We start from the raw sequence: 22,411 nt of genomic DNA on the forward strand, positions 1-22,411 counted from the left end.
GGAAACGACGATGGCCTTCAAGGAGCTGGATACGCAGAGCTGGCAGGTGCTCGACCGGGCGCACTACCTGCACCCCTCCACCGACCATGCGAGCCTGCGCCAGATCGGGGCGCGCGTCGCGGCGCATGCCGAGGGCATCTATGTCTGGGATACGGATGGCGAGCGGCTGATCGACGGGCTCTCCGGCCTCGGCAATGTGAATATCGGCTATGGCCGCAAGGAACTGGTCGACGCCGCCGCGGCGCAGATGCTGGAACTCTCCTACTGCCAGTCCTTCTTCAAGACGACGCACCGTGCGGCGATCAGCCTGGCCGAGAAGCTGACCTCGATGCTGCCCGCGCATCTCAACCACGTCTTCTTCCAGTCCTCGGGCTCCGAGGCCAACGAGACCGGCACGCGTCTCGCGCGGCGCTATTGGGACCTGCTCGGCAAGCCAGAGAAGCGTATCTTCATCGCACGTGAACTCGCCTATCACGGCTCCTCGCATATGGCGGCCAGCCTTTCCGGCATCTGGCCGATGCACAAGGCCGGCGGCGACCTGCCGCTCTCCAACGTCACCCACATCAAGACGGCCTACCAGTATCGCAACGGCGCCGGTATGGACGCGGACGCGTTCGGCGTGCTCGCCGCCTCGTGGCTCGAAGACAAGATCCTGGAGATCGGCGCGGACAACATCGCCGCCTTCGTGGCCGAGCCGGCGCAGAGCGCGGGCGGCGCGATCTGCCCGCCCATGACCTATTGGCCGGAGATCCAGCGCATCTGCAAGAAATACGACATCCTGCTGATCGTGGACGAGGTCGTGATGGGCTTCGGGCGCACCGGCGAGTGGTTCGGCTGCTACAAATACGGCATCGAGCCGGACATCATGCAGGTCGGCAAGGCGATCACCTCCGGCTACCTCCCGCTTTCGGGCACGATCATCTCGGACCGCGTGGCCGACGTGCTGATCGACCAGGGCGGCACCTGGGATCACGGCTATACCTATTCGGGCCATCCCGCCTGCTGCGCCGTCGCGCTCGAGAACATCCGCATCCTCGAAGAGGAAGGGATCGTCGAGAATGCCGGCAAGGAGCTGGCGCCCTATTTCCAGGCCAAGCTCGACGCTTTCGCCGAGCATCCGCTGATCGGCGATATCCGCTATGTCGGCCTGATGGGCGGCCTCGAAATCGTCAAGGACAAGGCGTCCCGCGAGGCCTATCCCTACGAGGCCCATATCGGCGATTTCTGCAGCGCCGAGGCGCTGAAGCGCGGGCTGGCGCTGCGTGCCAATGGCGACACGATGAGCCTGATGCCGCCGCTGATCACGACGAAGGCCGAAATGGACGAGATTTTTGACATCACCCGCGAGTCACTGGATGCCACCGCCAAGCACTACGGCGTCACGGCATGAAGCGGGCGACCGGCCTCGTCTGGCATGAACTCCTGATGTGGCACGACACCACGGCGCTGGCCGGATTCCTCAAATCCGGCCGCGGCGTGGTCGAGCCGGACGAGGCTTCCGAGAGCCCGGCCAGCAAGCGCCGGATCAAGAACCTGCTCGATGTCGCCGGTCTCGCCGAGAAGCTGACCCCGATCAAGCCGCGCGAGGCAAGCGACGCGGAGCTCACGCGCGTCCACGCACCGGCCTATCTCGCGAGGCTCAAGGAAATGAGCGCGAGCGACGGCGGCGACGCCTGCCTCGGCGCGATCGGCGGTGACACGCCCTTCGGCCCCGGCGGCTATGAAATCGCCGCGCTGGCGGCGGGCGGCATGCTGGAGGCCGTCGATGCGATCGTCGCGGGCAAGGTCGCCAATGCCTATGCTCTGGTCCGCCCGCCCGGCCACCACGCCGTCGCCGCGCATGGCTATGGCTTCTGCATTTTCAATCATGGCGCACTGGCCGCCCGCCATGCGCAGGCGGCCCATGGTCTTGCCCGCGTGGCGATCGTCGATTGGGACGTGCATCACGGCAATGGCGCGGAGAGCATATTCTTCGAAGATCCGTCGGTGCTGACGATCTCGATCCACCAGGACAATTGCTATCCGGCGAATTCCGGCGCGGTCGAGACGATCGGCGCCGGCGCGGGCGAAGGCGCCAATCTCAACATTCCGCTGCCGCCCGGCTCCGGCATCGATGCCTATCTCGCCGTGATGGACCGCGTCGTGCTGCCGGCGCTCCATCGCTTCAAGCCCGATTTCATCATCGTCGCATCCGGCTTCGATGCCGGCGCCTATGATCCGCAGGCGCGCATGATGCTGGACGGCGAAACCTTCGCGGCCATGATGAAGCGAATCCTCGTCGCCGCCGATACGCTGTGCGGCGGGCGCGTCCTCGTCACGCATGAGGGCGGCTATCACCGCCCCTCGGTCCCCTTCCTCGCCATGGCCCTCGTCGAGGCGCTCTCCGGCGAGAAAGGCACCGTCGACGACCCGTTCCAGACCCTGATCGCCGGCATGGCGTGGCAGGACCTTCAGCCCCACCAGGACGCGGCGATCGCCCGCGCCGCAGCGAATGTGGCGCGCGTGCCGGCAAACGAACAGAGACAAGCCTCGTGACCGACACCACCCTCTTCTATATCGACGGCGCCTTCGTTCCTGCGGTGAACCCGCGACCGCATGATGTGATCAACCCGGCCACCGAGGAGCCGGCCGGGCGGATCAGCCTCGGCTCGGCCGCCGATGTCGACCGTGCCGTCGCGGCGGCCCGGCGCGCCTTCCCGGCCTTTGCCGCGACGAGCAAGGAAGAGCGGCTCGCCCTGTTCGCGCGCATCGTCGAGATCTTCAAAGCGCGGCAGGGGGAACTCGCTGCCGCCGTCACCGCCGAGATGGGCTCGCCGAAATGGCTGTCCTGGGCACTGCAGACGGGTTCGTCGATTATCTATTTCGAGAGCTTCGCCAAGGTCTTGGCCGGCTTCGACTTCGAACAGCAGCATGGGCAGTCGCGCATCGTGCTGGAACCGATCGGCGTCTGCGGCCTGATCACGCCGTGGAACTGGCCGCTCAACCAGATCGTCACCAAGCTCGCCCCCGCGCTCGCCGCCGGCTGCACGGTCGTGCTCAAGCCCTCGGAACTTTCGCCCCTCTCCGCCTTCCTCCTCGCCGAGGTGATGCACGAGGCCGGCGTGCCGAAGGGCGTGTTCAACCTCGTCAACGGCACCGGCCCGGAGGTCGGAGCGGCGATATCGCGTCATCCCGATATCGACATGATCTCCTTCACCGGCTCGACCCGCGCCGGCATCCAGATCGCGAAGGACGCCGCCGATACCGTCAAGCGCGTGCATCAGGAACTCGGCGGCAAGTCGGCCAATATCGTGCTGCCCGACGCCGATCTCGACCTCGCCGTGACCGACGGCGTGAAGCGCTGCTTCATCAATTCGGGCCAGTCCTGCATCGCGCCGACGCGTATGCTGGTGCATCGCAGCCAGCATGACGAAGTGATCGCCCGAGCGAAGGCGGTGGCGGAGACCATGGTCGTCGGCGATCCCACACTCGACGAGACCACGACCGGCCCGGTGGCGGGCGCGGCGCAGTTCGCCAAGGTCCAGGGCATGATCGAGGCCGGCATCGCCGAGGGCGCGACGCTCGCCTATGGCGGGCCGGGCCGGCCGCAGGAATTCAACCGCGGCTACTTCGTGCGCCCGACCATCTTCGCCGACGTGAAGGCTGACATGCGCATCGCGCGCGAAGAAATCTTCGGGCCGGTGCTCTCGATCCTAACCTATGACGACGAGGACGAGGCGATCCGGCTTGCCAACGACACGCTCTACGGCCTCGCCGGCTATGTCTATTCGCGCGACCTGGACCACGCCCGCGCAATGGCGAGAAAGATCCGCGCCGGCCGCATCTTCATCAACAATCCCTGGTTCGATTTCGAAGCCCCCTTCGGCGGCTACAAGCAATCCGGCAATGGCCGCGAGCTCGGCGAACATGGATTGCGGGAGTTTCTGGAGGTGAAGGCGGTGCTGGGCTGGGATCCGGAGGCGGAGAAGTGATGGTGACGTCGGCGACGAGGGATCTCCGCTTGAACCCTCCCCTTGAGGGAGGGTCGAAAACGCCCTCGCGTTTGCGGGGAGGGGCTAGCTTCGGCGAAGCCGAAGCGTACTGCACCGCGACGACGAAGCGCTCTGCGTCTCCGAATGAAGCGACCCCTCCACAAAACCGCTTTGCGGTTTTGACCCTCCCTCAAGAGGAGGGTTCAAGAAAGAAGGCGTGCTCGATTCTTCACCTTTCCCAGAGGGAGAGGTCGACGGCGAAGCCGGCGGGTGAGGGGTTAGGGAATTCTCCGGATGAGGCCGTAACCCCTCACCCGGCCCTATCGGGCCGACCTCTCCCTCTGGGAGAGGTAAAGAATGAAAGAGGCCCCCATGCGCCTCTGGCTTAAGGACCCCATCGCCGTCCTCGCCGAGGGAGCCGAGCGCGGCATTGTCGTCGAGGGTGGGCGGATCGTTGAACTGGTCGGCGCGGGCGCGCCCGATCCCGTGCACGACACCGTCTTTGACGCGGCGCGGCATGTGATCCTGCCGGGCCTCGTCAACACGCATCACCATTTCTTCCAGACGCTGACGCGCGCCCATCCGGCCGCGATCAACAAGGAGCTCTTCCCCTGGCTGAAGGCGCTCTATCCGCGCTGGGGCTCGTATCTGAACCGCGACCGGTTCCGCCTCGCCGTGCGCGCCGCCTTGACCGAACTCCTGATGTCCGGCTGCACTACGGCGTCCGATCATCTCTTCGTCTTCCCGGCCGACATGCCCGACGCGGTCGACATCGAGGCCGAGGAAGCGGCCCGGCTCGGCATGCGTATCGCGCTGACACGCGGCGTCATCAACATGGGCACCAAGAGCGGCGGTGTCGCCGACGAGCGGCTGATGCAGGATGACGACGCCGTGCTCGCCGATTGCGAGCGCGTCATCGGCCGCTATCACGACCGCTCGGACGGTGCGATGACCACCGTCGCGCTCGCACCCTGCGCGCCGTTCAACGTGACGCGGCGGATGATGTGCGCGGCGGCCGACCTCGCCGAAAAGCATGATTGCCGCCTGCATACGCATCTGGGCGAGACCGAGGACGAGAACGATTTCTGCCTGTCGCGCTTCGGCATGCGCCCGCTCGACTATCTCGAATCCGTCGGCTGGTTGAACGAGCGCGTCTGGCTGGCGCATGGCATCCATTTCGATGATGGCGAGATCGCGCGGCTCGGCCGGCACCGCGTCGGCGTCTGCCATTGCGCGACGTCGAACATGGTGCTCGCCTCCGGCATCTGCCGCACGAAGGAACTGGAAGCGGCCGGTGCGATCGTCGGGCTCGGCGTCGACGGCTCGGCCTCCAACGACGCCTCCAACATGATGGAGGAGGTCCGCCACGCGCTGATGATCGGGCGGTTGCGCTACGGTGCCGAGGCGGTGACGCATCTCGACGCGCTGCGCTGGGCCACGGAAGGCTCGGCGGCGCTGGTCGGGCGCTCGGATATCGGCCAGATCGCTGTTGGCAAGCAGGCGGATTTCGCGCTTTTCACGCTCGACGAACTACGCTTCTCCGGCGCCGGGGACCCGATCGCCGCGCTCGTGCTCTGCGGCGCGCATGCGGCGGATCGCGTCATGATCGCGGGCGAGTGGCGCGTCGAGGGCGGCGCGCCCGTTGGCGTGGACCTCGCCCGGCTGCGGGCGGAGCACGGCGAGGCCGCCAAGGCGTTTCTGGCAGAGCCATGACCTATATGACGATCAACACGTCCCCCGAAGCCGCGATCGACCTGATCATCGACCAGGCCGGCAAGACCTTCCCGACGCCTCGCGGCCCGGTCGTCGCGCTCGCACCGATCTCGCTGAAGGTGGCGCGCGGTTCGTTCGTTGCGCTGATCGGCCCCTCCGGCTGCGGCAAGTCCACACTGCTGCGCATGGTCGCCGGGCTCGAACAGCCGGACGACGGCGCGATCCTGATCCGCTCGAAGCATCCCGAGCAGTTCCGGAAAGACGGCGAACTCGGCATCGCCTTCCAGGATCCGGCCTTGCTGCCTTGGCGCAGCGTCTTCGCCAATGTCGCCTTCCCGCTGCAGATCCTCGGCCGCCCGATCAAGCCGAACGCCGATAAGATCCGCGCGCTGATCGAACTGGTGGGGCTCAAGGGCTATGAGGAGGCGCTGCCGAGCCAGCTTTCGGGCGGCATGCGCCAGCGCGTCGCGATCGCCCGCTCGCTCGTCTCCGATCCTTCCGTGCTGCTGCTCGACGAGCCCTTCGGCGCGCTCGACCAGATCCTGCGCCGCCAGATGAATGTTGAACTGCAGCGCATCTGGGCGGCGCGGCAAACGACGACGCTGCTCGTCACGCACGGCATCGACGAGGCGGTCTTCCTCGCCGACGAGGTCGTCGTCCTGCATGCCAATCCGGGGCGCATCGCAGAGATCATATCGGTTCCGTTCCCCCGGCCGCGCACGCCCGACCTGTTCTCGAACCCCGATTTCCACGCGCTCTGCGACCGCCTGACGACGAGCCTGCATGGGCCGGGAGCGCTCGCATGAACGGGGCGATACGCGAGAACGCGCGCGTCCTCTTCGGCGTGCTCCTGTTCTTCGCGCTCTGGGAATTCCTCGGCAGCCAGACGAGTTGGGGCGTCGCCATGTTCCCGGCGCCCTCGCGCATACTGTCGCAGGCCTTCGCCGATCGCGAGCTCTATGCCCTGCACGGAATTGCGACGATCCGCACCTCGGCGATCGGCTTTGCGATCGGCTGCTCGTTCGCCCTCCTCGCCGCCTTCCTGTTCTGCCTGTTTCCAGCGCTGGAGCTCGCTTTTCGCGGCGTCAACATCGCGCTCTTCGCTATGCCGGCGATTGTGATCGGCCCGCTGCTGGTGCTGTTTTTCAACGGCGACTGGCCGCAGACCATCCTCGCCGCGCTGATGGTCTATTTCCCGGCCATGTCGGCGACGCTGCTCGGCCTGCGCCAGGTCGATCCGCGCCTTGCGGATCTCGTCGCGGCCTATGGCGGCGGCGAGGCGAAGCTGATGCTGCATGTGCGGCTGCGCGGCGCCCTACCCTCGCTCTTCGCCGGCTTTCGCGTCGCCGCGCCGCTGGCCGTGCTCGGCGCGGTGCTTGGCGAATTCGGCTCGGGCACGCGCTGGGGCTTCGGCGCGTTCCTGCTCTCGGCGCTGCCGCAGGGCAACCCGGCCCGACTCTGGGGCGTCGGCCTCGCGGCCAGCGCCATCGCGCTCGCCGGCTATGCCTTGTTCCTTCTCCCCGGTCGCCGCCTGACCACAACGACTTCGGTTGTCACGCTCTCGGCCGTTTCGCCGGCCGCGATCGGAGTTTCGGCCGGGGGCCGGACAAAGCGTATTGTCTATGCCGCAGCGGCACTCGCCCTGCCCTTCCTGCTCTGGTGGCTGATGGTCACGCTCACCAAGGTGAGCCCGATCATCGCGCCGGGGCCGGTGCAGACGGTGATGTTCCTGTTCGAAGGCAAGGGAGCCGCGGCGGCGCGTCATGCGCTTGGCCTGGCGCTCGGCCAGACGCTGCCGGTCGCGGCGCTCGGCCTCTTCGCCGGCCTTGCCTTCGCCTTCGTTCTCGCGGGTCTATCGTTGGTCGCCCCGGCGCTAGCGCGCGCGATGATGCCCGTGGCGATGGTGGCGCAGAACATGCCGCTGGTCGCCGTCGTGCCGCTGGTGACGCTGATATTCGGCCGCGGTGTCACGGCGTCGGTATTCATGGCCGTGCTGGTGGTGTTCTTCCCGGCCTATGTGCTGCTGCAACAGGGCTTCACGACGGTGCCGCGCGCGGCAAACGACCTCGTCTCCACCTATGGCGGCGGAAGGCTCAAGACCCTCGTCTTCGTCGCCGTCCCCTATTCTATCGGCCATCTCTTCGCCGCCGCCCGCCTCGTCGCGCCGCAGGCGCTGCTCGGCGTCATGGTCGCCGAATGGCTGCTCACCGGCGTCGGGCTCGGCAATCTGCTCAACGTCTCGCGCGGCGGCCTCGACTACGACATGATCTGGGCCGGCGCACTGATCTCGATCCTCATTTCGGTCGCCGCCTATGAGGCGGTGGGCCTCATCGAACGAAAGGTCGTGCGCCGATGACATCCGGAATCCGCTGGCACCACGCCTCGCTGACCGTCGCCGAGATCGACCCGGCCATCACCTTCTTCGGCGCCGTCTTCGGGTTCGAACCGATCTTCATCGAGCGCGGCCTTTCCGACGACATCGCGGCGCTGACCGGCAAGCCCGGTCTCTCGGCCGATTTCACGCAGATGCGCTCCAGTGCCTATCCGCTGATCCTGGAGTTGATCGCCTTCCATGCCGAGGGCGATATTCGCCCCCATGGCGATGCCCTGCCCTGGCGGCCCGGCGCCGGGCATGTCGCCTTCCATGTGGATGATTTCGATAGTGTGGTGGCGACCGTCGTCGCCCATGGCGGCACGGTCATGGGCCGCGCCATCGAATTCCCCGGTGGCCGCTCGATTTACTGTCGGACGCCCGGCGGGGCCTTCATCGAGATCGAACATCTCCACGAGGCAACACCATGATCGAATATTCACCCCCAGCCGATCTGATCGAACGCTGGCGGTTCCATGAACAATAAATGAGCAATACATGCCCAACACATAAACAGTCTATCCGGGTGGACGCCCAACATCGTTGTTGAACTCATATTCCTCGTCGTTACTATGCCGCCATACGGTTTCGATGGACCGGAAATTCGGGTCGAACCCAGAGCGGTTGATATCTAAGCGCCGAGCCGGATCGGGCTGCGCGCCATTGCCGGGCTGTGAGCGGATCGAAGCCCGCCTCCGCCACGGCAAGCAGCAACCGACAGCACGGACCCGAAACCATAGAGACCAGCGCATGCCGGCGACGGCACCGGCGCCTGGCCGATCCGAAGGAGTTCTTTCATGAAGTCCACATTGACCCGCCGCGGCTTCGGCATGGCAGCGCTCGCCGGCCTTGCTGCCGCCACCCTGCCGCCCGGCCGCGCCCGCGCCGCCGGCACCCCGCTCAATTTCCAGTCGATCTGGATCAACGATCCCGAATTCTCCGGTTATTTCATTGCGCTCGACAAGGGCTATTACACGGCCGAAGGCCTCGACGTGAACTACATCCCCGGCGGCCCGGACGTGATCCCGCAGGCCTCGCTTCTGACGGGGAAGGCCGATATCGCGCTGACCTCGCTGATCGAGACGGCGAGCGCCGTCTCGGAGAAAGGCGCCCCCTTCAAGATCGTCGGCGCGCAGTTCCAGAAGAGCCCCGACAGTGTCATCAGCCTTGAGGCCACCGGCATCAAGACGATGAAGGACCTCGCCGGCAAGACCGTCGCCTGCTCACCGCTCAGTCTCGGCACCTTCAAGGTTCTGCTCGGCTTGAACGGCGTCGCCGAGGATCAGGTCAAGATCGTCCCCTATGCCTTCGATCCGACCCCGCTCGCCACGGGCCAGGTCGACGCGGTGGTCGATTTCATGACCTCGCTGCCCTTCATCGTCGAGCAGACCTCCGGCAAGAAGGCCAGCTATCTGCTGTTCTATGACTACGGCATGCCCTTCGGGCAGGACTTCGTGACCGTCACCGAGGACACGCTGAAGAACCGCCGTAAGGACGTGGTCGGCTTCCTGCGTGCCAGCCGCAAGGGCTGGGACGATGATTTCGCCGATCCGCTCAAATACACCAAGGAATTCGAGAACAGCTGGTACAAGGGCAATGGCTACACGCCGGAGGCGTCCGAGTTCCACTCCAAGATCCAGATTCCGCTGATGCAGAACCCGAAGGGCGTCTTTACGATTGATGACGAATCGATCGAAAAGAATATCGCCTCGCTCGAAAAGATCGGCGTAAAGGCGAACAAGGATCTGTTCGATACCTCCATACTCGCCGAGCTCTGATTACCAGAGCACCCCCGGATACACGTAATGGTAAACCTCTTCACGCCCCTGACACTCAGGGGCGTTACTTTCAAGAACCGGATCCTCGTATCGCCCATGTGCCAGTACGCGGCCGTGGATGGTCACGTCACGGACTGGCATATCGAGCATCACGGCCGTTTCGCCCTTGGCGGCGTCGGGGGTGCGCTGGTGGAGGCGACCGGCATCCTGCCCGAGGGCCGGATCACACCCGATTGCCTCGGTATCTGGGACGATGCCCATGTCGCGGGGCTTGCCCGCATCGTGGCGGGATATCACCGCCAGGGCGCCGCGATCGGCATCCAGCTGAGCCATGCCGGCCGCAAGGGCAGCTCGACCCCACCCTGGGACGGCGGCTGGGCCATTCCCGCCGATGACCCGCGCGCCTGGCAGACCGTCGCGCCCTCGGCGATCCCCTATCACGAAGACTGGCCGGTGCCGCATGCGCTGAGTATCGATGAGATCGCCGGGATCACGGCGGCCTTCGTCGCCGCGGCGAAGCGAGCCGTCGCCGCCGGCTTCGACTTCGTCGAGATCCATGGCGCCCATGGCTATCTGCTGCATTCCTTCGTCTCGCCGGTCTCGAACGAGCGCACGGACGCCTATGGCGGCACGGCGGAAAACCGGATGCGCTTTTCGCTGGAGGTCGCGAGCGCGGTCCGCGCGGCGATCCCCGACACCATGCCACTGTTCTATCGCGCCTCCTGCATCGACCGCATCGAGGGCGCCGGCCTGACGCTCGACGACACCGTACCGCTCGCCATCGCGCTGAAAGGCGTCGGCGTCGATTTGATCGATTGTTCGGCCGGCGGCGTGCTGGTCCGCACCAATCCGGGCCATATCAAGGAAGGCCCCGGCTTCCAGATCGGCTTCGCCGACCGCATCCGCCGCGAGGCCGGCATCGCCACCATGGCGGTCGGCGGGATCACCGAGGGCCGTCAGGCTGACGCGGTGATCACCGAGGGCAAGGCGGATTTCGTGGCGATCGGCCGCGAGATGCTGTCGGATTCGAACTTTCCCTATCGCGCCGCGCTGGCGATCGGCATCGAAAAGCCGGCCTTCGCGCTGCCGCTCCGCTATGCCTTCTATCTCCAGTTCCGGGAGCCGGCATGAGCGCGAGGCTCGCTCAGGTCCCGCTTGGCAAGAGCGGCATCAGCGTCTCGCGCGTCGGTTTCGGCTCGGCTCCGCTCGGCGATTTCTTCGAGAGGCTCGATGAGCGGACCGCCATCGGGACCGTCGAGGCGGCGTTCTCTGCCGGCATCAATCTGATCGATACCTCGCCGCATTATGGCAACGGCCTCGCCGAGCATCGCGTCGGCACGGCGCTGCGCGCGGTCCCTCGCGAGGCCGTCGTGATCTCGACCAAGATCGGCCGCGTCATGACCCCCGGCGCGTCCCGCTTCGACGAGCCCGCGCCGCCGCTCGCGCGCGGCTTCGTCGGCAGCCTGCCGCACCGTCCGCGCTTCGACTATTCCTATGACGGCGTCATGCGCTCCTTCGAGCAGTCGCTGCTGCGCCTCGGCACCGACCGGATCGACATTCTCCTCGTGCACGATATCGACCCCTGGTCGCAGGGCGAGGACATGGTCGAGATCCGCTATCGCGAGGTGATCGACAGCGGCTATCGCGCCCTCGACGAATTGCGTTCCTCGGGCGTCGTCCGGGCTATCGGTCTCGGGCTCGACGACCACGATTATTGCGAGCGCTTCCTGCGCGACGCCGATTTCGACGCGGTCCTGCTCGCCGGCCGCTATTCGCTGCTGGAGCAGCCGGCCTTGCCAACGCTGCTGCCGCTGGCGCTCGAAAAAGGCGTCGGCGTGATGCTCGGCGGCATCTTCAATTCCGGTATCCTCGCAACGGGCGCCATTCCCGGCGCGCGCTACAATTATGAAGCCGCTTCGCCGGAGATCATGGCGCATGTCGCCCGGATCGAGGCTGTCTGCGCGGGCCATGGCGTGCCGCTGGCGCGCGCCGCCGTGCAGTTTGTCCTCGGCCATCCAGCGGTCTCGACGCTGGTCCTCGGCGCCGTCAAGCCGGCAGAGATCGCCCGCAACCTCGCCGCGCTCGACGAGCCCGTACCCGCCGCGTTGTGGGACGAACTCAAGGCCGAGGGCCTGCTCGATCCAGCCGCGCCCACGCCATCCGAAACAACAACAACCATGCCTTCCCGGGAGATCGCCTGACATGCCGCTGAACGCCCCCGCCACCACGCTCTGGATCGACACCGACACCGGCTCCGACGACGCTGTCGCGCTCGTCATCGCGTTCAAGCATCCCGGAATCGAGATTGCCGGCATCTCCGTCGTTGCCGGGAACTGCTCGCTCGATAAGGCGCTGCAGAATGCGCTCTACACGCGCGAGATCTGCGGCGCGGAGCACGTGCCCGTCTATGCCGGCCTCGCCGTGCCGCTGATCCGCGGACCGTTCCATGCCGAGAACGTGCATGGGGTCGACGGCATGGGCGATATCGGCCTGCCCCTCTATGGCCGCGTGCCTGACGAAGGCCACGCCATCGACAAGATGATCGAGGCGATCCTGGCCCGGCCCGGCGAGATCACGCTGGTCACGCTCGGCCCGCTCACCAACATCGCCGTCGCGCTCGCCCGCGAGCCGCGGATCGCGAAGGCGGTTAAGCATTGCGTGATCATGGGCGGAATTGGTGACGGACCCGGCAATGTGACGCCGGCTTCGGAATTCAATATCTACGCCGACCCCGATGCGGCGCGTATGGTGTTCCAGTCCGGCATGCCGATCGTGATGTGCGGCTGGGATGTGTCCTGGCGCTATGCCGTGGTCGAGCCGGCCGATACGGACGAGCTGAAGCGGGTCGGGGGAAAGCTCGGTGATTTCTGCGTCGATATCCAGCGCTTCCTGGTCGAGTTCGCGACCAAGGTTTCGGGCCTGCCGGGCATCGATCTGCCCGATCCGATCACCGTGGCGATCGCCATCGATCCGTCGATCGTGACGAAGTCGAGCGAAGCTTATGTCGAGGTGGTCAATGGCGACGGCCCGGCGCTCGGCCAGACCATTATCGACCGCAAGCTGCATGCCGGAAAACCGGTCAACGCCACGGTCGTTGACGTCGCCTCGCGCGAGAAGTTCATGGCGATGCTCACCGCCGCCGTTTCCGGCTCGCCCGCATGAGCGCGGCGGAGCCAACCTCTTTCTTCCGGACGCGATGCTGCGTCCCCGCCTTCGCAGGCAGCGGTGAAGGGCCCTCCCCTCGCCGCGATTGCCGGGTTCTGCGCTTGATCCCCGGCCAACCAGACCGGCGAAAACGCCGGCGAGCTGACGCATTCACATCTTCCTGCTGGGGAATATCATGAAGTTCGACAACAGAACGCTCGTCCTGATGGCCGCGGCCATCGTCATCAATATCGTCGTCGGCCAGATCGTATCCTGGGTGAAGCTGCCCTTGTTCCTCGATTCGATCGGCACGGTGCTTGTCGGCATCCTGGTCGGGCCGATTGCGGCTGCCGTCGTCGGCACGCTCGCCAACCTGATCTGGGGCCTGCTCTTCGATCCGGTCGCCGCCGCGTTCTTCCCGGTCGCGCTGGTGATCGGCCTCACCGCCGGCATCCTCGCCCGCTATGGCTGGTTCTCCAGCTTGGCGAAGACAATCGTTGCCGGCGTGATCATCTGCGTGATCTCGACGATCGTCTCGATCCCGATCGTCGTCTACATGTTCGGCGGCGTCACCGGCTCAGGCACCGATTTCGCGACCGCCTATATGCTGGCCATGGGCCAGAACCTGATCCAGTCGGTCGCGATCTCCAACCTCGTGCAGAACATGGGCGACAAGATCATCACCGCGGTCGTCGCGTTCCTGATCGCCAGCCGCCTGCCGCGCAACCTGACCTCGAGCCTGCCCTTCTTCGCCTATTCGCGGACCTAGGACATCCCGTCTCGAAACTCCGGAGGGCCGCGTCCGCGCGGCCCTTCTTCGTTTCAAAGCCCGAAATAGTCCCGGTACCAATCCACGAAGCGCACGACACCGGTATCGACCGGAGTCGACGGTCTGTAACCGGTGAGCGCTTCGAGCAGTTGCGGCGCGGCGAAGGTGCGCGGTACGTCGCCGGGCTGCATCGGCAGCATGGTGCGGATCGCCGGTCGGCCGAGCGCGGCCTCGATCGTCTCCACGAAACGCATCAGTTCGACCGGCTGGCCGCCACCAATATTGACGGTGCGGTACGGCGCCTCGGGCGACAGTGTATCGACCCCGTCGACGCGGTTCAGTTCCGACGGCACGACCTTCACCAGTCGTAGGATCGCCTCGACCAGATCGTCGACATAGGTGAAGTCGCGGCTCATCCGCCCCTCGCCATAGATCTCGATCGGCTCGCCCTTCAGGATCGCGGACACGAACTTGAACAGCGCCATGTCCGGCCGGCCCCAGGGGCCATAGACCGTGAAGAAGCGGAACGCGGTCGTCGGGAGATGGAAGAGATGGGCATAGGCATGAGCCATCAATTCCATGGACTTCTTCGAGGCGGCGTAGAGCGTCAGCGGCTCGTCCGCCCGGTCCAGCTCGGCAAACGGGATCTTGTCGTTGGCACCATAGACCGAGGAGGTCGAGGCGAGCAGCAGATGGCGCGGCTGCACCGCCTTTGCCAGTTCCAGCACGTTCCACGAGCCGACGAGGTTGGAATCGACATAGGCCTTCGGATTTTCGAGGCTGTACCGCACGCCGGCCTGCGCGGCGAGATGCACGATCACCTCCGGCTCGGCCAGCGCCGCCGCCTCGTCCAGAGCCGTCCGATCCTCCAGGTGGCCAATCACCGGTCGGAAGCCGTTGGACTGCGCCAGAATCGCGTGACGTCGCTCCTTGAGAGCCACGTCGTAATAGGGCGTCATCGCATCGAAGCCGACGACGAAATGCCCCTCGTCGAGCAGCCGCCGAGCGAGGTGAAAGCCGATGAAACCGGCGGTCCCGGTGATGAGATAGCGCATCTCAGTCTACGCCTCGCCGTCCGCGGCCGGGTCGACGATATCCTCGTTCGGCCGGCCGACCGAAATATAGCGGAAGCCGTGGCGAACGATTTGCTCGCGGCGATAGACGTTGCGGAGGTCGACGAGGACCGGGCTCGCCATAACCCCTCTCAACCGCACGAAATCGAGCGCGCGGAAGGCGTCCCATTCGGTGACGATGACCAGCGCATCGGCGCCTTCGGCTATGTCGTACGGTCCGGAGCCGAACATGACATCGTCGAGCAAGAGCCGCGCCTGCTCCATGCCCTGCGGATCGAAGGCGCGCACGCGGGCGCCGCCATCCTGCAAAGCCTGGATCAGCGCGAGCGAGGGTGCCTCGCGCATATCGTCGGTGTTAGGCTTGAAAGTGAGGCCGAGCACGGCGATCGTCCGGCCGCGCACCTCGCCGCCGAGAGCCTGGAACACCTTCCTCGCCATGGCGCGCTTGCGCGTTTCGTTGACGGCGACCGTCGTTTCGACGAGGCGCAGCGGCGTGCCGTAGTCCTGCGCGGTCTTGACCAGAGCGACTGTGTCCTTGGGGAAGCAGGAGCCGCCGAAGCCCGGCCCGGCGTTCAGGAACTTGGTACCGATACGGTTATCGAGGCCTATGCCCCGCGCCACTTCCTGCACATTGGCGCCGACCTTCTCGCACAGATCCGCCACCTCGTTGATGAAGGCGATCTTGGTCGCGAGGAAGGCGTTGGCCGCGTATTTGATCAGCTCGGAGGTGCGGCGCGAGGTGAAGAGCAGCGGCGACTGGTTGAGGAAGAGCGGGCGATAGACCTCGCTCATCGGCTCGCGCGCCCGCTCGTCCTCGATGCCGATGACGATGCGGTCGGGACGCTTGAAATCGGAGATCGCGGCGCCCTCGCGCAGGAATTCCGGATTGGAGACGACGACGATTTCGGCCTGGGGATTGGTCTCGCGGATAATGCGCTCGACCTCGTCGCCGGTGCCGACCGGTACCGTCGACTTGGTGACCACGACGGTGAAACCGGAAACGGCGGTCGCGATCTCGCGCGCCGCGCCATAGACATAGGAGAGATCGGCATGGCCGTCGCCCCGCCGTGACGGCGTCCCGACGGCGATGAAGACGACATCGGCACCAGCGACGGCCGGCTGCACATCCGTCGTGAAGGCAAGCCGGCCGGAACGCGCGTTCATGCCGACGATCTCGGCCAGTCCCGGCTCATAGATGGGCATTTCGCCGCGTTCGAGCGCTTCAATCCGCTCGGCGCTCTTGTCGACGCAGACAACCTCATGGCCAAAATCGGCGAGGCAGGCACCGGAGACGAGGCCGACGTAACCCGAGCCAATCATTGCAATTTTCATGAATGCGTCCGTCCCTTTGCCCGACCGGCACATCGCTCCGGGCGGCCAGACCGTCCAGCGACAAGGAATCGCTGAGCCGCTCTATCCTTTTGTTCTATTGCGTGTTCTTCACACGAACCGGTGCTCGATCCGCACGAAAGCGCTATAGGCATACACGCAATCCGCTGCTCGTTCAGGTCGTTTGTGACGCCCGAACCGCGGAGGGCGCGCCGTGCCATTGTGCCGCTATCGCCCGGGCATGTTGCAGAAAGATGAAGGCCCGACCCGGCCGCCGCCGGTAGCTTTCCCCAGGGCACGTTGCCGGCGTTCCCCACCCACAGAAGATGCAACGTCATATTGCATCGCACAATCGATGTCGCAGCGCTTCCATAGGAAGGAAAATTGGGCGATACTGATGTGTCGCTTTCAAACGCGATGCGGCGGGTCGGCGTACCCTTTTCGGTGCGAATCGGCTCTCCGCCAGGATTTCGGGCGATGTCGGGGGGCCACCGGCATCGTTCGAAGGGGATGGGCTGGGGCGAGTTCGGGAATATCTCATGGAACGGATACGGCGTCGCGAACTCATCGCCCGCCTCGGATCGCCGCCCGTTGACCGGGCCGGTGTCCTCGATCCTTTCGCCCAAAAACCATCTATTTTGATCGATTGAAGGAGCTGGTGACATGCGCCTGAACAGGACCGTCCTCTGTCTCGCCGCCACAATTTCCTCGCTCACGCTCCCTGCCGCCGTCGAGGCGGCGCAACCTCCCGCCCCGGCAGCCACCGATGCGGCCAAGCCGACGCCGAAAACGGCCGACCAGCTTGCCAAGGAACTCGCCGCCGCAACGAATCCCGACGCGCAGAAGGCCGCGCTCGACGCTCTGGTCAAAGCCGCCGATGCCGGCGACCGCGGCGCGATCTACGCGCTGGGCGATCTCTATCTGAAGGGCGCCGGCGTTCCTGCCGATCCGGCCAAGGGCCGCGACTATCTCGAAAAGGCGATCGCAGCCGGCCATCCTGGCGCCTCGGTGCGGCTCGGCGGAGCGCTCGTCGAGGGCACGGGGCTGCCGGCCGATCCGGCGGCCGGTATCGCGTTGCTGAAGAAGGCCGCTGCCGACAAAAATCCTGGTGCGCTTTACGTCCTGGGTGATTTGACGCTGCGCGGCAAGGGCGTGGCAGCCGATCCGGTCCAGGGTCGGACGTATCTCGAAGAGGCCCTCGCCGCCAACTATGCCAGCGCGCCGATTCGCCTGGGTACGGCGCTCGTCGAGGGCAAGGAACTTCCGGCCGATGTGCCGGCGGGGCTCGCCCTTCTGGCGAAGGCCGAGGAGGCCAAGAACCCGAGCGCCTATTATGCTCTCGGCGACATCTATCTGAAGGGCAAGGCGGTTCCGGCCGATCCCGCCAAGGGCCGAGCCTATCTGGAGCAGGCGATCGCCGCCGGCCATGCTGGCGCGTCGATCCGGCTCGGCTCCGCCCTCATCGAGGGCACGGAACTGCCCGCCGATGTACCGGCAGGTCTCTCCCTCCTCGAAGCCGGCGCAGAAGCCGGCAATCCGAGCGCCTATTATGCCCTCGGCGATCTCTACCTGAGGGGCAAGGGCGTTCCCGCCGACCCGGCCAAGGGACGCAGCTATCTGGAGCAGGCGATGGCGGCCGGTCATACCGGCGCTCCGATCCGCCTCGGTTCCGCGCTGGTCGAGGGTGTGGAACTGCCGGCCGATGTACCCGCCGGCCTCACGCTTCTCGAAGAAGCCGCCGCCGCCAACAATGCCAGCGCTGACTATGCCTTGGGCGATTTTTATCTGAAGGGCAAGGGCGTCGCGGCGGACCCGGTGAAGGGCCGAGCCTATCTCGAAACGGCCTTGGCGGCGGGTCATCCCGGCGCTCCGATTCGCCTCGGCACAGCCCTCGTGCAGGGCACGGAACTCCCAGCGGATGTGCCGGCTGGTCTCGCCCTTCTCGACAAAGCGGCGGCGGCCAACAATCCCAGCGCGCTGTACCAGCTCGGCGATATCTATTTGAAGGGCACCGGCGTTCCTGCCGACCCAGCCAAGGGCCGCGACTATCTCGAACAGGCGATGGCGGCCGGCAATGCCGGCGCCGCCGTTCGGCTCGGCGGAGCGCTCGTCCAAGGCACGGAAATGCCAGCGGATGTACCGGCTGGCCTCGCGCTCCTGGAAAGCCAAGCGGCAGCCAAGAATCCCGGCGCCTTCTATCAGCTCGGCGATATCTATCTGAAGGGAACAGGCGTTCCGGCCGATCCAGCCAAGGGTCGCGCCTACCTCGAACAGGCGATCGCCGCCGGCAATTTCGGTGCAGCCGTTCGCCTCGGTGGCGCGCTCGTCCAGGGCGTCGAGCTGCCGGCGGATGTCCCCGCCGGGATCGCCCTGCTGGAAGGTCAGGCGGCCGCGAAGAACCCCAGTGCCTACTACCAGCTTGGCGACCTCTACCTGAAGGGTACCGGCGTCGCAGCCGATCCCGCCAAAGGGCGCGATTATCTCGAAAAGGCTATTGCCGCCGGCAATGCCGGTGCGGCCGTACGGCTAGGTGCGGCGCTTGTCCAGGGTACGGAACTCCCGGCCGATCCGGTCGGCGGCATCGCCCTGCTGGAAGGCCAGGCAGCCGCGAAGAGCCCGAGCGCCCTCTACCAGCTCGGCGACATCTATCTGAAAGGCACAGGCGTCTCGGCTGACCCGGTCAAGGGCCGCGCCTATCTCGAACAGTCGATCGCGGCCGGCAACTCGGGCGCGGCGGTTCGGCTTGGCGGGGCCCTCGTAATCGGCAAGGAGCTTCCAGCGGACGCGCCTGCTGGCTTAGCCATGCTGGAGAAACTCGCGGATGCGAAGAATCCCAGCGCGCTCTACCAGCTTGGCGACATCTATCTGAAGGGCGCTGGCGTTCCGGCCGACCCGGCCAAGGGTCGCGCCTATCTTGAGCAGTCGATCGCGGGGGGCAATACAGGCGCAGCCGTTCGCCTCGGCGGCGCCCTCGTCCAAGGCGTCGAGTTGCCTGCTGACGTGCCGACCGGCGTTGCTCTTCTCGAAGGCCAGGTAGCAGCGAAGAACCCGAGTGCGCTCTACCAGCTTGGAGACATCTACCTCAAGGGTACCGGCGTTCCGGCCGATCCGGCCAGGGGACGCGCCTATCTCGAACAGGCGCGCGCCGGCGGCAATATCGGCGCGACCGTGCGCCTCGGCGGAGCTCTCGTTCAGGGCGTCGAGATCCCCGGCGATGTGCAGACCGGCCTTGATATGCTCCAGCAGGCCGCGGAGGCCAATAATGCGGGCGCGCTCTATTCGCTCGGCGATCTCTATCTGAAGGGCACCGTGGTTCCGGCCGACCCTGAAAAGGGCAAGGCCTATCTTGAACGGGCGATGGCCGCTGGCAATGCAGGCGCGCCCGTGCGGCTCGGCGGAGCGCTCGTGCGAGGACGCGAAGTGCCGCGCGACGCGGAAGCTGGCCTTGAACTTCTGAAGGCATCGGCGGCAGCCGGCAATCCGTCCGCACTCTATATGCTCGGCAATCTCGCCCTCCTCGGCGGCGCCCAGCCGATCGATGGCAAGGCGGCGGTTCGCTATTTCGAGCAATCGTCGGAAGCCGGCGGCAAGGAAGGCTATCGCCGCATCGGCGAGATGTATCGCGATGGCATGGCGGTGCCGAAGAACAGCCGCCTCGCGCTCAGCTATCTTCAGAAGGCCGTGGCGAGCGGCGACTATTCGGCGCTGGTCTCGATGGGTGCGGGATATCTCTATGGCACGCTCGGTCCGAAGGACCCGGCCAAGGCTGAGAAATACTTCAACGAGGCCTATGACAAGGGCGTGCCGAGCGCGCTCATCTATGTCACCAACCTGTCGCTGACACCGAACTCGACCTCGAAGGCCCGCACCCGCGCCATCGAGCGGCTGAACGCAGAGACGGAGAAGGGCAATCCCGTCGCGTTTCGCGCCCTCGTCTCGCTCTACCGCGATGGACGGCCGGGCGTGATGAGCCCATCGCCGAAGAAGGCCCGGGCCTATCTCGACAAATATGGCTCTCTGCTTTCGCCCAGCGATCTGGCTCTGGAGGAGCTGTTCGTCGACGCGGTTTCCGCTCGCGGAACCAAGGACTATGCAGCGATAGCGCGGCGGTACGACGCCCTGTCGCCCGGCCTTCAGGAGCGGTTCCTCAACACGATCCGCTGGAAGCAGGAGAACGTCTATGTCTACCTGCTGCAGGCGCGGCTCAAGACGGCCGGCTTCTATAAGGGCTCGCTGAGCGGCAGTCTCGGAGGCAGCACGCTGACGGCGCTCGCCAAATTCTGCAAGCAGCGCAACCTTGCGGATGCTTGCCGCGCCGGCCCGTTGTCCACGGCGGCGACCCAGTCCATCGCTGGGGAGCTTCCTTGACCGCGCAAATCCGCTTGGGCGGCGCTGCGGGAAATATCAGCGCCGCACCCCTGAGAACGGCTCGACCGTCATCGACGGGCGGCACCGTTCTCAAGACCTTCATCAATCTCGAAGAAATTCGGCTTGGAACCGGCCAGGGCGGCCGGTCCGGCCGTGCCGGAGCGTGGATCACGGGGATCCCGACCAAGGCCTCATGGAGATCTCATGCAGCATAAGCTCGTCGCTCTGATGCCGATGCGCCACTCGTCGGAGCGCGTCAAGGGCAAGAACTACCGGCCGTTCGGGGACGGCCGCCCGCTGTTCCAGCACATGCTCGACGTGCTGCTGGATACGCCCGGCATCGACAAGGTCCTGATCGACACGGACTCGCCGACGGTGTTCGAGATTTGCCGCCGCGACTATCCGCAGGTCCTCCTCGAGGAGCGTCCCGTCCATCTGCGCGACGGCGCGACACCGATGAACAATGTGCTGCTGCACGACACGACCGTCGTCGATTCGCAGTTCTACCTGCAGACGCATTCCACCAATCCGCTCATGACGCGTGACACGGTGGCTCGCGCCGTCGATCTGTTCCTCTCGAAATATCCGATCCACGATTCGCTGTTCTCGGTGACGAAGTTCCAGTCCCGCCTCTGGGATCAGCTGACGCGCGCGGTCAACCACAACCCGTCGATCCTGCTCCGGACGCAGGACCTGCCGCCGCTCTTCAACGAGAATTCATGCCTCTACATCTTCGAGAAGCGCACCCTCGAAGAGCGACAGAACCGGATCGGCCTGCGCCCGCTGATGTTCGAAATGGACCCGTTCGAGGCTCAGGACATCGACGAGGAAATCAACTTTCAGGTCGCCGAGGCGATCTTCAACGCCCGCGCCAAGGCGAAGGCAAACGAGGCCAAGGAGCCCGCGAATGTCGCTTAAGTTCCTCGTCACCTGCGGTCATCTGCAGCGCCATATCGGCCGCTACGAGGACGAGATCCGCTCCCACGGCATCGATGTCTGGGTGCCGAAGCTCGAGAGCCAGCAGTTCAACGCCGCCGAGATGGCCGCCATGCTGCCGGAGGCCGATGTGGCCGTCGCCGGCGATGACGATCTCTCGGCGCCGGTGCTGCGCGCCGCCATGACCGGCAAGCTGAAGGGCCTGGTGCGCTGGGGCATCGGCACCGACAATGTCGACAAGCCGGTCGCGACCGAACTCGGCCTGCCCGTCTATAACACGCCGGGCATGTTCTCGAACGAGGTCGCCGACCTCGCGCTCGGCCATATCCTGACGCTGGCGCGCCATCTGCAGAAGATGGACCGCGACGTGCGCGCCGGCCTCTGGACGCGCTATGAAGGCACGTCGCTGCATGGCCGGACGCTGGGCGTCGTTGGCCTTGGCGGCATCGGCCGCGAGATCGTGCGCCGCGGCGTCGCCTTCGGCATGAAGGTCATCGGCTCCGACGTCGTCACCGTCGATCCCTCGCTGATGGCCAGCGTCGGCGGCGTGCAGAAGCCGTTCGAGACCGTGATCGAGGAAGCCGATATCATCGTCCTCGCCTGCAATTTGACGGCCGAGAACCACCACCTCATCAACGCCGAGGCGCTCGCCCGCATGAAGGACGGCGTCATGCTCGTCAACGTGGCGCGCGGGCCGATCGTCGACGAGGTGGCGCTCACCGAGGCGCTGAAATCGGGCAAGGTCGGCTCGGCCGGGCTCGACGTGTTCGAGCAGGAGCCGCTGCCGGCCGACAGCCCGCTGCGGCAGTTCACCGGCAACACGCTGTTCGGCACGCATTCGGGGTCCAGCACCGCCGAGGCGATCCAGCGGGTCAACCGGATGAGCGTCGACATCGCGCTCACCATGCTCGGCATCGGGACGGCGAAGCTCTCCAGCTTCAACCGCGTCGCTTGACCGA

General features: G+C 65.9%; 17 protein-coding genes. 15 read left to right on the plus strand and 2 right to left on the minus strand.

Annotation, left to right across the window (positions count from 1 at the left end; all coding sequences use genetic code 11):
• Positions 1-10: 10 nt before the first annotated feature.
• From OSH05_RS18215 to OSH05_RS18270, 12 genes are all read left to right on the plus strand, one after another.
• Positions 11-1,390, plus strand: coding sequence for an aminotransferase (locus tag OSH05_RS18215; protein ID WP_104220400.1), 1,380 nt, complete (start codon positions 11-13; stop codon positions 1,388-1,390).
• Positions 1,387-2,535, plus strand: a complete 1,149-nt coding sequence (locus OSH05_RS18220) for a class II histone deacetylase (RefSeq protein WP_104220323.1) — start codon at positions 1,387-1,389, stop codon at positions 2,533-2,535. The genes OSH05_RS18215 and OSH05_RS18220 overlap by 4 nt, the downstream gene beginning before the upstream one ends.
• Positions 2,532-3,971, plus strand: a complete 1,440-nt coding sequence (locus tag OSH05_RS18225) for an aldehyde dehydrogenase family protein (protein WP_104220322.1) — start codon at positions 2,532-2,534, stop codon at positions 3,969-3,971. Before OSH05_RS18220 ends, OSH05_RS18225 begins: the two co-directional genes overlap by 4 nt.
• 357 nt (positions 3,972-4,328) lie before the next feature.
• Positions 4,329-5,684 (plus strand): 8-oxoguanine deaminase, encoded by a 1,356-nt coding sequence (locus OSH05_RS18230; protein WP_104220321.1) that lies wholly within the window; start codon positions 4,329-4,331, stop codon positions 5,682-5,684.
• Positions 5,681-6,490, plus strand: coding sequence for an ABC transporter ATP-binding protein (locus OSH05_RS18235; protein WP_104220320.1), 810 nt, complete (start codon positions 5,681-5,683; stop codon positions 6,488-6,490). The genes OSH05_RS18230 and OSH05_RS18235 overlap by 4 nt, the downstream gene beginning before the upstream one ends.
• Entirely contained in the window at positions 6,487-8,040 is a 1,554-nt protein-coding gene (locus OSH05_RS18240) for an ABC transporter permease (RefSeq protein WP_104220319.1), read from the plus strand. The genes OSH05_RS18235 and OSH05_RS18240 overlap by 4 nt, the downstream gene beginning before the upstream one ends.
• Positions 8,037-8,486, plus strand: a complete 450-nt coding sequence (locus OSH05_RS18245) for a VOC family protein (protein WP_104220318.1) — start codon at positions 8,037-8,039, stop codon at positions 8,484-8,486. The genes OSH05_RS18240 and OSH05_RS18245 overlap by 4 nt, the downstream gene beginning before the upstream one ends.
• 366 nt (positions 8,487-8,852) lie before the next feature.
• Complete coding sequence (locus OSH05_RS18250; RefSeq protein WP_104220317.1) at positions 8,853-9,833, plus strand: ABC transporter substrate-binding protein; 981 nt, start codon at positions 8,853-8,855, stop codon at positions 9,831-9,833.
• 27 nt (positions 9,834-9,860) lie between these two features.
• Positions 9,861-10,964: an NADH:flavin oxidoreductase/NADH oxidase gene (locus OSH05_RS18255; protein WP_104220316.1), complete on the plus strand. Its 1,104-nt coding sequence runs from the start codon at positions 9,861-9,863 to the stop codon at positions 10,962-10,964.
• Positions 10,961-12,034 carry an aldo/keto reductase gene (locus OSH05_RS18260; RefSeq protein WP_104220315.1) on the plus strand — a complete coding sequence of 358 codons (1,074 nt, stop codon included), beginning with the start codon at positions 10,961-10,963 and terminating at the stop codon, positions 12,032-12,034. The genes OSH05_RS18255 and OSH05_RS18260 overlap by 4 nt, the downstream gene beginning before the upstream one ends.
• A 1-nt stretch (position 12,035) precedes the next feature.
• Positions 12,036-12,995, plus strand: coding sequence for a nucleoside hydrolase (locus tag OSH05_RS18265; RefSeq protein ID WP_104220314.1), 960 nt, complete (start codon positions 12,036-12,038; stop codon positions 12,993-12,995).
• Positions 12,996-13,173: 178 nt separating this feature from the next.
• A complete protein-coding gene (locus tag OSH05_RS18270) occupies positions 13,174-13,746 on the plus strand; it encodes an ECF transporter S component (protein ID WP_104220313.1) in 573 nt (190 codons plus the stop codon).
• 53 nt (positions 13,747-13,799) lie between these two features.
• Here OSH05_RS18270 and OSH05_RS18275 read toward each other — a convergent pair whose 3' ends face one another.
• Positions 13,800-14,801, minus strand: coding sequence for an NAD-dependent epimerase (locus OSH05_RS18275; RefSeq protein WP_104220312.1), 1,002 nt, complete (start codon positions 14,799-14,801; stop codon positions 13,800-13,802).
• Between the two features lie 6 nt (positions 14,802-14,807).
• Entirely contained in the window at positions 14,808-16,151 is a 1,344-nt protein-coding gene (locus OSH05_RS18280; protein WP_104220311.1) for a UDP-glucose dehydrogenase family protein, read from the minus strand.
• A gap of 660 nt (positions 16,152-16,811) precedes the next feature.
• On the opposite strand from OSH05_RS18280, the gene OSH05_RS18285 reads away from it, so the two are divergent.
• The 3 genes from OSH05_RS18285 (at position 16,812) to OSH05_RS18295 (ending at position 22,407) form a co-directional block, all read left to right on the plus strand.
• Positions 16,812-20,516: a tetratricopeptide repeat protein gene (locus OSH05_RS18285; RefSeq protein WP_104220310.1), complete on the plus strand. Its 3,705-nt coding sequence runs from the start codon at positions 16,812-16,814 to the stop codon at positions 20,514-20,516.
• A gap of 204 nt (positions 20,517-20,720) precedes the next feature.
• Positions 20,721-21,434 carry an acylneuraminate cytidylyltransferase family protein gene (locus OSH05_RS18290; protein WP_104220309.1) on the plus strand — a complete coding sequence of 238 codons (714 nt, stop codon included), beginning with the start codon at positions 20,721-20,723 and terminating at the stop codon, positions 21,432-21,434.
• On the plus strand, positions 21,424-22,407 hold the full coding sequence (locus OSH05_RS18295) for an NAD(P)-dependent oxidoreductase (RefSeq protein WP_104220308.1): 984 nt from the start codon (positions 21,424-21,426) through the stop codon (positions 22,405-22,407). The genes OSH05_RS18290 and OSH05_RS18295 overlap by 11 nt, the downstream gene beginning before the upstream one ends.
• Positions 22,408-22,411 lie beyond the last annotated feature (4 nt).

Source organism: Kaistia algarum, from assembly GCF_026343945.1.
In the GTDB taxonomy this organism is placed as follows: Bacteria; Pseudomonadota; Alphaproteobacteria; order Rhizobiales; family Kaistiaceae; genus Kaistia; species Kaistia algarum.